This is a genomic window from Salinisphaera sp. C84B14 (genome assembly GCF_040361435.1).
Classification (GTDB): domain Bacteria; phylum Pseudomonadota; class Gammaproteobacteria; order Nevskiales; family Salinisphaeraceae; genus Salinisphaera.
On record NZ_APNL01000026.1, the window covers coordinates 22,921 to 33,683 of the forward strand.

The window sequence follows — 10,763 nt, forward strand, 5'->3', positions numbered from 1 at the left end:
GCGCCGTCGTGAGCGCTACCGTCGATGCGCTGCGCCGTGCCGCGCTCGCGCGTTTGTCAGCACACGACGACAGCCCGGCGCTGGATGCCCGGCTGTTACTCGAACATGTGCTGGAGGTTAACCATAGCTGGCTCGTCATGCATGGGCAGGACGTGGTGCCACCCGCCGCGCGCCAGCGTTTCGACGCGCTCGTCGAACGCCGGGCAGCAGGCGAGCCGCTGGCCTATATCATCGGCTCAGTCGGCTTCTGGACGCTCGAGCTGAGCGTCACGCCGGATGTGCTCATCCCGCGACCGGATACCGAAACACTTGTCGAAGCCGTACTTGACGAGCACGACACCGCCCCGCGTCGGCTACTCGATCTGGGCACCGGCAGCGGCGCCATCGCCCTGGCCCTGGCCGCTGAACGCCCGGCCTGGGCGATCACAGCCACCGATGCGAGCCCACAGGCCCTGGCCTGCGCCCGCAGCAACGCGGCCCGGCTGGGCCTGACCCGGGTCGAGTTCGCCCTGGGGCCCTGGTTTCAGGCCGTTGGCGACGGTCGCTTCGATATCATCGTGTCGAATCCGCCCTATATCGACGCCGACGACGCCCACCTGGGCGCGCCCGAACTCAAGCACGAGCCACAGGCGGCGCTGGTCGCCCCCGACAACGGGCTCGCGGACCTGCAGCATATTGTTGCCGCTGCGCCGCGCCATCTCAGCGCGGGCGGCTGTCTATACCTTGAGCACGGGGCCGAACAGGGCCCAGCCGTGCGCGGCATGCTTCGGGACTGGGCACGGGTCGAAACGATCGTCGACCTCGGCCACAACGACCGGGTGACCCGGGCCGTGCGCCCGGACGCTGTCGCCTGCGCCTAGGGCCTGCGCGGGCGCAACGGCCTCAAAGACGATCCAGCACCTGGGCCAGTTCCTGGGCGACATCCTCGCGTTCGTACAGGTCGCCGACATAGCGGCTCACAACGGTGCCTTGCTCGATGATCAGTGTGGGCGTGGCCAGCAGCCGGGACTCGAGCGCACGTGCCGGCTCGCGCAACACGTCGACCACTTCAAAGCGGGCTTCGTCGGCGTTTTCGCGCACGCCAAGCAGTGACTCGATCGCACGCCGCGCACGCCGGGAGCTGGGCGAATCCCCCGCGACGAACAGACGTACGCGCAGCGAATCGCGCGTCTTTTCATCGTTCATCCCGCTGTCTTCGGGCTCGACTTCGTTCATCGTGACGACTCATCGGAAAGACGGTGGTCGTTGGCGTCCGCACCGCGGCTGCGCAACAACTGGCCGCGATCGTCGGCACGCCGTTGGACATGGTCGCGCTTCTGGCGCTCGAGCTGTTCGAGTTCGGAGCGCTGCTGCTCGAGCTGGCTGCTCAACGTCGCGATCTGTTCCTGGGTCTGTTGGATATGCGTGTACATGCGCTGCCGGTCGCGCTCGTAGGCCTGCTGCTCCTGACGCCGGGCCGCCTCCGACTCCTGCTCCTGACGCAGCCGCGCGGACCCCATCAACATCTCGCCGCTTGCGATATAGACATCGGCCAGCTCCGGCCCGTCATCGGCGAGCGTGAGTTCGCGCATCTGGTTCGAATGATTGATACCGCGGGCCTTGATCACCGACAGCGCACGGTTGCGCTCGCCTTCGTCGACGCGATAGCTCACCCCCACCCACACATCCACGATGTTGGCCAGATGGCTTTCCATGTCGACCACAAATGTCTGCTCCGAGGACAGCGCGGTGAGATAGAGCGTGATTCCGCTCGCCTTGGCCAGATCCAGCAGCCGGTCCGAAACATCCACGGCCATGTCCAGGCCACCGGACTTCACCAGGGCCGAAATGGGGTCGATGACCACGTGGTCGGGTGCGAACTCGCGGATCGCGTGATGGATATCGATATAGTGGGCTTCCGCGCTGGTGGCCCCGGCAAGCACCCCGTGCATCTGCAGCAGACCGCTCTCCACGTACGGCCGCAGATCGATGCTGACCGACTTGAGATCCTCGACGATCTGCTCGCCGGCTTCATCGAAGCTGATATAGAGAACGCGCTCGCCTTTTTTGGCCATCTGGCGGGCAAAACAGGCGGCGAGGCTGGTTTTGGCCGCCCCCGGCGGGCCCGACACAAGCACGCTGCTGCCGCGGATCAGCCCGCCTCGAAGCATGGTGTCGAGCCGCTCGATACCGCTGGCGATACGCTCTTCGAAAACCTTGGCGGTCAGCGGATGATTTTCCCGCTCGGCCACCAGTACGCCGCTGTTGCGAATCACGAACGGCATCTCGGCGCCGCTGCTTTCACCGCCGCGCAGTTTCACCACGCGCAGGGTGCGCGCGAACGTGCGCTTGTGCGGAATGTTGCGCAGACGAATCACGCAGTCGGCGACGTAGGGCATGTCGCGAAAATGGGTCGTGCCCGTGCTGTCGTACTCGTCGAGCTTGGCGGTCATGATCACCGCAACGCCGCAGTCGGTAAGCCAATGCTTGAGGCGAAACAGCTCGCGCATCGCCGCGACGCGATCGCCCAGCGTACCCAGCAGCGCGTCGAGGCCGTCGATCAGTACCCAACGCGCGCCGGTCTGCTGGATCTTGGCCTGGATCGACGCCAGCAGCCCGGAAATATCGAATGCTCCGGCGTTCTGGAACTCGTCCTCGACCCGCGCCGACATCAGGTGAATACTGTCGGCCGCTGCCTCGGCGAAGCCCCACTCGAAAGACAAGTGATTCTCGATCAGCTCGTCAGGGCCTTCTTCGAAGCCCACCACGATTCCAGGCCGTCCCGCATGGGCGTTGTGAACCAGTATTTCCAACGCGAGCACGGTCTTGCCCACGCCGGTGCCGCCATACACCAGGGTCAAACGACGGTCGGGCAGGCCGCCACCGAGCAGGGCATCCAGCCCCTCTACCCCGGTCGGCAAACGGGACGTGGCAGACACTTCTGGCATGGACAAAGGGCCTATTCCTCGAGTACGGACGACGGATCGTTTGTCAGATTGCCGGTTTCACCATCCACGGGCAACAAGTCGTGGTTGTAGAGCAGCCACTCAAGATCCCCTGCTGCGAGCGGCAGGCTGTAGAGATAGCCTTGCGCCTCTTCACAGTGCCAGTGGCGCAACCATTTGCGCTGCGCCGGCGTTTCCACGCCTTCCGCGGTCACCCGGATATCCAGGCTGCGCGCCATCGCCACGATCGTGCGCGTGATGGTCAGGTCGCCCTTTTCGGCAGGGATGCCGTCGACGAAGGACTTGTCCACTTTGAGATAGGTGATTGGAAACTGGCGTAGATAGCTCAGCGACGAGTAGCCGGTCCCGAAGTCGTCGAGCGCCACCGCCACCCCCAGGGCCTGCAGCGCATGGAGCGTGTCCAGGGTGGCGCCGGCCTGTTCCATGAGCACGGTTTCGGTTATTTCGAGCTCGAGATGACGACCCGCCAGTCCGGTCTCGTCGAGCACGGCCGCGATCTGCTCCACCAGATCAGTTTGGCGAAACTGGCGCGCGGAAAGGTTTACCGCCACGCGCAGATGATCGTAGCCCCGCTCGTGCAGGCGCTGCAGCTCATGACAAGCCTCGCGCAGTACCCACTGGCCAATTTCGACAATGAGACCGATCTCCTCGGCAATCGGTATGAAGTCCGCGGGCGAAACCATGCCCAGTTCGGCGTTCTGCCAGCGAAGCAATGCCTCGATACCGGTCACCGCTCCCGTGTCCACATCCACGAAAGGCTGGTAGTAGACATGGAACTCGCGGCGTTCGAGCGCCCGGTGCAGGTTATTGCGCAGCTGCAGCATCCAGTGCGCGTTGGCATCCATTTCGGGGCGATAGAACACATAGCGTCCATGCCCCTGACGCTTGGCCCGATACATCGCAAGATCGGCGTTGCGCAAAAGGGTGTGCAGATCCCGACTGTCGTCGGGGTAACAGCTGATCCCGATACTGGCGGTCGTGAACACGGCCTGGTCGTTGAGCGTGAGCGGCACCCGCAGCATTTCCTGAATCCGGGTGGCCACCTGTGCCGCATCCTCCGGTCTGGCGATCGAATCGAGCAGAATGACGAATTCATCACCGCCCTGACGCGCGACCACATCGCTGGCGCCCACCGCGGCGCGCAGGCGTTCTGCCACATGGCACAGCAGCTCGTCGCCAACCGCATGGCCCAGCGAGTCGTTGACCGCCTTGAAGCCGTCAAGGTCGAGAAACATCAGCGCCAGATGGCGCCCGTCGCGTTCGACTTCGATACGCGCCAGCTCGGCACGTTTTTCGATCAGCGTTCGGTTGGCCAGCCCGGTCAGCGTATCGTAATGGGCCAGATAATCGATGCGCGCCTCGTAGGCCTCCTTCACGGACAGGTCGCGAAAGATCACCACGAATCGGGCCGTATCCTCACCGCTGCCCGGCAGCAGCGCCGTGATCTTGACGTATGCGGGATACGGTTCACCGTCGCGACGCCGACAGCGCACCTCGCCACTCCATCGCTGGCCAGGCTCGAGCCGTTCGACCAGACCGCGCGCGAACGCCTGCGCCTCGTCTGTTTCGCCAAGCTGGATGGGTGCGCCCAACGCCTCGACATCGTCGTAGCCGGTGATCCGGCTGTAGGCCGGGTTCAGCGCACGAATGCGTGCCTCGGCGTCGAGCAGAACCGCCGCCTCCTCGATGTGATCCAGCGCCGCCTGGGCGATGCCCGCACCGTCTGCGAGCGTCACGCTCGAACGCAGCACCAGGCTCGCGATTTGACCATGGGCGGGATGATCGAACACATGCCCGGCCATCTGTGCGCTGAACACGAAGCCGTCGTGATGCCGCAACATCACGTCGACCGCCGTGCATGCATCGCCGGTCATGCGGGAAAGCGTGTCGCCGGCGCGTTGCAACCACTCCTCGCCGGCCACTTCTGCCAGCTGTTGACGCGTTCGCCCCAGCAAGCGGCAGGCCGAGTCGTTGGCCTCGATAATCTCACCGGCCATCTTCGCGAGCACGAGCGCAGCCGGGCTGTGCCCGGCGAGATAATGAAAATCGCTCATGCGCTCCCCGCTCAGCTGTCGCATAGAATGTCGGTCGCAGCGGGTCGTTGCCGGTACCGCCTTTATCTGCCTTCCCATGCGCCCGGCGTCGAGCCCGACGTAGGCCGGCTTGTTTTAAAAACAGCTTACTCGCGTTGTAACGATCCCGGCTACGCCGATCGGATCAACCCGGCATCAGAATCTTCTGTCTGGGTTGCTAACACGCCCATACGCAAGCGTTGGCGCCGCGTCCAGCGGCCGCCAAGCCGCTGGACGGAACCACGGGCAGGCGGCGTCGTCTATTTTCGATGGTGTAGAGAACAGCCGACGCAGCCGGCTGTTCTCGTGCCGGGCTAACAGGCCCGAACCGATTGCAGCCGGTGCCGCGTGAGCGTAACGCCAGCCAGCCACAGCGGCGTACCGGCACCGGCCGCGGCGCGATTATCCGAGCCGTTCAATCACCGCATCGGTAAAGCGCTCGGTGGTGGCATTGCCGCCCAGGTCGGGCGTGACGCGATCGTGCTCGGCAACCACCGAGCGCACGGCGCGGCGCAGCCGGTTGGCGTTCTCGGCCTGGTCTACGTGTTCGAGCATGAGCGCGGCGGCGAGAATGACGGACGTCGGATTGGCAATACCCTTCCCCGCGATATCCGGCGCACTGCCGTGCACGGCTTCGAACATGGCACAGGTTTCACCGATATTCGCGCCGGGCGCGAGCCCGAGCCCGCCGATCAGACCGGCACACAGGTCGGAGAGAATATCGCCGAACAGATTGGTGGTGACGATGACGTCGAAGCGCTCGGGGTGCATGACCAACTTCATCGCACAGGCGTCGACGATCACCTCGTCGTGTTCGATATCGTCGTATTCCTCCGATATCTGGCGCCCCACCTCCAGAAACAGCCCGGAGGTCGATTTCATGATGTTGGCCTTGTGCGCCAGCGTGACCTTGCGACGGCCGCGCGCCCGCGCCATATCGAAGGCGAAGCGAATGATGCGCTCGCATTCGGAGCGGGTGATCACCGACAGCGCCTCGGCACGGTTGCCGTCTTCCGAGACCTTCTGGCCCTGACCGGAATACATGCCGCCGGTGTTCTCGCGCACGGTGATGATATCGAGGTTGTTGTAGCGCGACTGCGTACCGGGCATCGACAGCGTGGGCCGAACGTTGGCATACAGGTCGAAATGCTTGCGCATGGCCACATTGACCGAGCGATAGCCCTTGCCGGAGGGGGTGGTGACCGGGCCCTTGAGCACCAGGCCGGTGCGTTCGATCGATTTCAGCGCCGACTCCGGCATCACGTCGGACTCGCCCGCGTCGAGCGCCGCCTGGCCCACGATGACTTCCTCGTACTCGAACCCGGTATCCAGGCGGTCGAGTACCCGCAGCGCGGCATTGACGATATCCGGGCCGATACCGTCGCCCTTGATGACTGTGACCGGCGTTTTGCTCATGGCGAATCCTCTAAGCTTGGAAAATATCGGGGCGCGGCCCATAGCTGTGGACTCGGGCTCCTGCTGACCTCATCCTAGCACCGCATCGCCGTCGGGCACGGCCACGTAATGACTGGCACCCGTACGCAGCGCGCGGCAGAATTGCGTCGTATGGCGCGCCACGGCGCGCAATTCGATTACCAACACGAGCCGACCATGCGCTTGAACGCGACTTCTCATATTCGTCTGCTGCTTTGTACGCTCGTGCTGCTCGCGCTCGTGGCGCCGGCCGTGGCCCTGGCCCAGGACGAATTCGACGACGACTTCAAACCGCCGGTCGATCTGGTGGTGGTCATGAAGGCCAACCGGGTGATGTATCTCTACGCCAACGGCGAGATGGTCGAGCAGTTCCCCATCGCCCTCGGCAAGAACCCGATCGGCACCAAGCGCAAGCGCGGCGACAACCGCACGCCCGAAGGGCTGTATTACCTGGACTGGCGCAATCCGGACAGCATCTTTCACCGCTCGATCCATATCTCCTACCCGAACGCGCGCGATCGCGAGGACGCCGACGCCCGCGGCGTGGACCCCGGCGATCTGATCATGATCCACGGCCAGCCGGACTATGACGATCGCGAGCGCGAAGGCGACTGGACCAACGGCTGTATCGCCGTATCCAATCAGGCGATCGATACGATCTGGGACCGCGTCTACGACGGCACCCGTATTCATATCTATCCGTAGCCGGATTGAACGCGCTGGTCGATCCCGCCCGCAGCCACGCATGACCCCGCATCAGCCGCGCACGCCGAGCAGCCTGCCCGCGCACAAGCACCGGGCACTGCAACGCGCCCTGCGTATCGAATGGCTGACCCTGATACTGCGTATCAGCGTGGTCGCCGCGCTCTACGCGGCCTTGGGCACGGCCCAGGCGCTGACCGCGATCTGGCTGAAAAGCCTGTGGGCGCTGTTGCCACCGCTCGCTTTTATTGTCGCCTGCCGAGTCGAGAACCTGCGGCCGACGCCACGCTTTCCCTACGGTTTCTATCGTGCCGGCACCATTGCATTCCTGAGCGGCGCCCTGGCCCTTTCGGCGATGGGCCTGTATCTGCTTTATGTCGCGCTGCGCGGCCTGATCGTGCTCAAGCATCCGGCATTAGGCACGCTTTGGTCACAGCCATTGCTGGACTGGCCGGGCTGGCCGGTACTCGCCGCACTGGCCTACAGCCTGCTTGTGCCGATCATCGCCGGACGTTCGCGCCAGCGCCTGGCGATCGACCTGCACGACAAGGGCCTCTACGCCGACGCCACCATGGGCCGCGCAAGCTGGCTGGCCGGGGGTGCCGCCATCGTCGGCGTACTCGGCATCGGGCTGGGGCTGTGGTGGGCCGACTTTATCGCCACCCTGGCGATCGGCGCCGATATCCTGCGCCATGGCGCGCGCCATCTTTACACTGCGGTATGCGACCTCATCGACGAGGTGCCGCGCGAACTCGGCAGCAGCCGGGTCGACCCGCTCGGCGGACGGATTCGGGATCGGCTTACCCGCCTGGCCTGGGTCAGCGATGCCCGCGTGCGGCTACGAGAAGAAGGCCGGCGTCTGACCGGTATTGCCTTCGTCTGCCCGCACGCGGATACGCCGTCGCTGGTCGCCCAGCTGGCCGAGGCGAGGGCCGATATCGAAGCCATGGACTGGCGCCTGCTCGATTTCGAACTGGTGCCGGTCACCAGCGCACGCTGTGCGGATGCGATACGCACACCGCGCTGAGGCCGCGGCGGCTCGGGCAGCTCTGCACAACCTGTGACGGTCGCGCCGTGTACTTTGCGCGTGATTGACAGACAAGTGAGAGCGTAGCGTGCCCAAGCCCATAAGCAAGTTGCACGGTAGCGAACACTGAGGCCGATCAAGCGCGCGCAAAGCCCTGGCCGCTCAGCGGTTCTGACCTGCCAATAAGGCAGACGCTGGACCTGGGCGCCTTGCCGCAGCATCTGTGCGGACTCGAACGCGACCCGCGAGAGGTTATGCGCAAGCTTGCCTCGGTAACCCGCGGCGCTCGTGCAGACCGGTCGCGGGCGCTATCATGCGCATCGTTTTGCTCAAGGAATTTGGCGTGCCCCCTGTAAAGATGAGTCGGATGCTGGCCACCCGCCTGCTCTTCGAAGCCCAGAAACAGCCGGATGCCGAGGTGTGCGGCTTTCTCAGCCAGCGCGACGGCATACCCTATGAAATCTACCCGGTCGCCAACGTCGCGGCCGACCCGGCACGGCGTTTCGAGATGGACCCGGCCGGCCAGATCGCCGCGCTTAGAAACATGCGCGATCGCGGCGAGGACATGCTGGCAATCTACCATTCCCACCCCAGCGCGCCGCCCGAGCCCTCGGTCCACGACGTGGAAGGCCTGGGCTACCCGGAGGCGCTGTATCTGATCATCTCGCTTAACATCAAGGGCGTGCTGGAAATGCGCGCCTGGCAGCGCGAAGACGATGCCATGCACGAGCGCGTGCTCACGATTCTGGACTGATCGACAAGCCGAACGCGCCGCCCCGCTTTAAGCTGTCGGTCAGCCGCCGCGCTTTTTTGTAGAATCGCGGGCTGATTCGCTCATCGACCCAACCGGCCTTCGCCCATGCGTCTATCCGCCTTTGCCCTGTCCACCACCAAGGAAACCCCGGCCGATGCCGAGATCGTGTCGCATCAGCTGATGCTGCGTGCCGGCATGATCCGCAAGCTCGGTGCCGGCCTGTATACCTGGACGCCGCTCGGTATCCGCGTATTGCGCAAGGTGGAAAATATCGTGCGCGAGGAGATGGACGCGGCCGGCGCGCTGGAAGTGCTCATGCCGGCGGTCCAGCCCGCGGAACTCTGGCAGCAGAGCGGCCGCTGGGATGCCATGGGCGACCTCATGCTGCGCATGACCGATCGTGCCGAGCGCCAGTACTGCTTCGGGCCGACCCACGAAGAAGTGATCACCGACTACGCCAAGCGCGATATCAGCAGCTACAAGCAGCTGCCGGTCAACTTCTACCAGATCCAGACCAAGTTCCGCGACGAAATACGGCCACGCTTCGGCCTGATGCGCGCCCGCGAATTCATCATGAAGGACGCCTACTCCTTTCATATGAACGAGGCCGATCTGGATCGCGAATATCAGGTCATGCGCGCGGCCTATGCGCGGATACTCGATCGCATCGGGCTCGACTATCGCATCGTGGCCGCCGATTCGGGCGCCATCGGCGGCGCCAAGTCCGAAGAATTCCATGTCCTGGCCCAGGCCGGCGAAGACGAGCTTGCGGTCGCCGAAAACGGGGCCTATGCCGCCAATATCGAAGCCGCCACCACCCGCGCGAGCGATACGCCGCGCCCGGCCCCGGCCGGCGAGCTGCGCAAGGTCGACACCCCCGGAGTCGCCACCATCGCCGACCTGTGTACGGCCCTCGACCTGCCCGCCGAAGCCACCGCCAAGGCGATCGTGGTTATGGGCGAGGACGATAAACCGGTGTTGCTGGTGCTGCGCGGTGACCACAGCCTCAACGAGATCAAGGCCGAAGGCATCGACGGCATCGCCACCCCGCTGCAGTTCGCCGACGAAGCGATCATTCGCGAACACTTCGGCGCCGGCCCGGGCTCGCTTGGCCCGGTGAACGTCAACCTGCGCGTGATCGCCGACTACGGCGTGCAGAACGCGGCCGACATGGCGGTGGGCGCGAACTACGACGGCGCCCACTTCGTTAACTTCAACTGGGGCCGCGATGCCGTCGAGCCGGAGTTTGCCGACCTGCGCAACGTGGTCGCCGGCGACCCCAGCCCGGACGGCTCACCGCTATCGATTCTGCGCGGCATCGAAGTCGGCCATGTATTCCAGCTCGGCGACAAGTACAGCCGCGCGCTAGAGCTGAGCGTGCTGGACGAAAACGGCAAGTCGATCACCCCGCAGATGGGCTGCTACGGCTTTGGCGTATCGCGGATTGTCGCCGCTGCCATCGAACAGTGCTTCGACAACGCCGGTATCTGCTGGCCGACCGCTATCGCGCCCTTCGAGCTTGTGATCATTCCGATCAAGGCCGACAAGTCCGCGGCGGTACGCGAGGCCTGTGAAAAACTCTATGCCGAATGCCGTCAGCTGGGTATCGACGTGGCCCTGGACGACCGCGGCCTGCGTCCGGGTCCGATGTTCGCGGACGCCGAGCTCATCGGCATCCCCCATCGCGTGGTGGTATCCGATCGCGGTATTGAAGCCGGCACGCTCGAATACAAGGGGCGTCGAGACAGCGACAACAGCGAAATTGAATACAGCGTGGAAGCCCTGCGGCAAAAGTTGGGCCGCTAGGTGTGTAAACCCACCAGGTTGTT

The 10,763-nt window shown here is 64.6% G+C and carries 9 protein-coding genes; 5 read left to right on the forward strand and 4 right to left on the reverse strand.

What is annotated here, in order from left to right; all coding sequences use genetic code 11:
- Positions 1–8: 8 nt before the first annotated feature.
- Positions 9–860: a peptide chain release factor N(5)-glutamine methyltransferase gene (gene prmC, locus C84B14_RS16805; protein ID WP_353225831.1), complete on the forward strand. Its 852-nt coding sequence runs from the start codon at positions 9–11 to the stop codon at positions 858–860.
- Between the two features lie 22 nt (positions 861–882).
- Here the strand turns inward: prmC and C84B14_RS16810 are convergent, their stop codons facing one another.
- The 4 genes from C84B14_RS16810 to C84B14_RS16825 form a co-directional block, all read right to left on the reverse strand.
- Positions 883–1,215 carry a circadian clock KaiB family protein gene (locus C84B14_RS16810; RefSeq protein WP_353225833.1) on the reverse strand — a complete coding sequence of 111 codons (333 nt, stop codon included), beginning with the start codon at positions 1,213–1,215 and terminating at the stop codon, positions 883–885.
- On the reverse strand, positions 1,212–2,927 hold the full coding sequence (gene kaiC, locus C84B14_RS16815) for a circadian clock protein KaiC (protein ID WP_353225835.1): 1,716 nt from the start codon (positions 2,925–2,927) through the stop codon (positions 1,212–1,214). Before kaiC ends, C84B14_RS16810 begins: the two co-directional genes overlap by 4 nt.
- Positions 2,928–2,938: 11 nt before the next feature.
- The gene (locus C84B14_RS16820) at positions 2,939–4,999 is read right to left on the reverse strand and encodes a putative bifunctional diguanylate cyclase/phosphodiesterase (protein ID WP_353225837.1); all 2,061 of its coding nucleotides are present in this window, start codon (positions 4,997–4,999) and stop codon (positions 2,939–2,941) included.
- 420 nt (positions 5,000–5,419) lie between these two features.
- Positions 5,420–6,433 carry an isocitrate dehydrogenase gene (locus C84B14_RS16825; RefSeq protein ID WP_348767163.1) on the reverse strand — a complete coding sequence of 338 codons (1,014 nt, stop codon included), beginning with the start codon at positions 6,431–6,433 and terminating at the stop codon, positions 5,420–5,422.
- Between the two features lie 195 nt (positions 6,434–6,628).
- Between C84B14_RS16825 and C84B14_RS16830 the strand changes: the two genes are divergently transcribed.
- The 4 genes from C84B14_RS16830 (at position 6,629) to C84B14_RS16845 (ending at position 10,740) form a co-directional block, all read left to right on the forward strand.
- Positions 6,629–7,156 carry a L,D-transpeptidase family protein gene (locus C84B14_RS16830; RefSeq protein WP_348767162.1) on the forward strand — a complete coding sequence of 176 codons (528 nt, stop codon included), beginning with the start codon at positions 6,629–6,631 and terminating at the stop codon, positions 7,154–7,156.
- A gap of 40 nt (positions 7,157–7,196) precedes the next feature.
- On the forward strand, positions 7,197–8,180 hold the full coding sequence (locus C84B14_RS16835; protein WP_353225840.1) for a cation efflux transmembrane domain-containing protein: 984 nt from the start codon (positions 7,197–7,199) through the stop codon (positions 8,178–8,180).
- Positions 8,181–8,493: 313 nt separating this feature from the next.
- On the forward strand, positions 8,494–8,934 hold the full coding sequence (locus C84B14_RS16840) for a M67 family metallopeptidase (RefSeq protein ID WP_348767160.1): 441 nt from the start codon (positions 8,494–8,496) through the stop codon (positions 8,932–8,934).
- 105 nt (positions 8,935–9,039) lie between these two features.
- On the forward strand, positions 9,040–10,740 hold the full coding sequence (locus C84B14_RS16845; RefSeq protein ID WP_353225842.1) for a proline--tRNA ligase: 1,701 nt from the start codon (positions 9,040–9,042) through the stop codon (positions 10,738–10,740).
- The last annotated feature ends 23 nt before the right edge of the window (positions 10,741–10,763 follow it).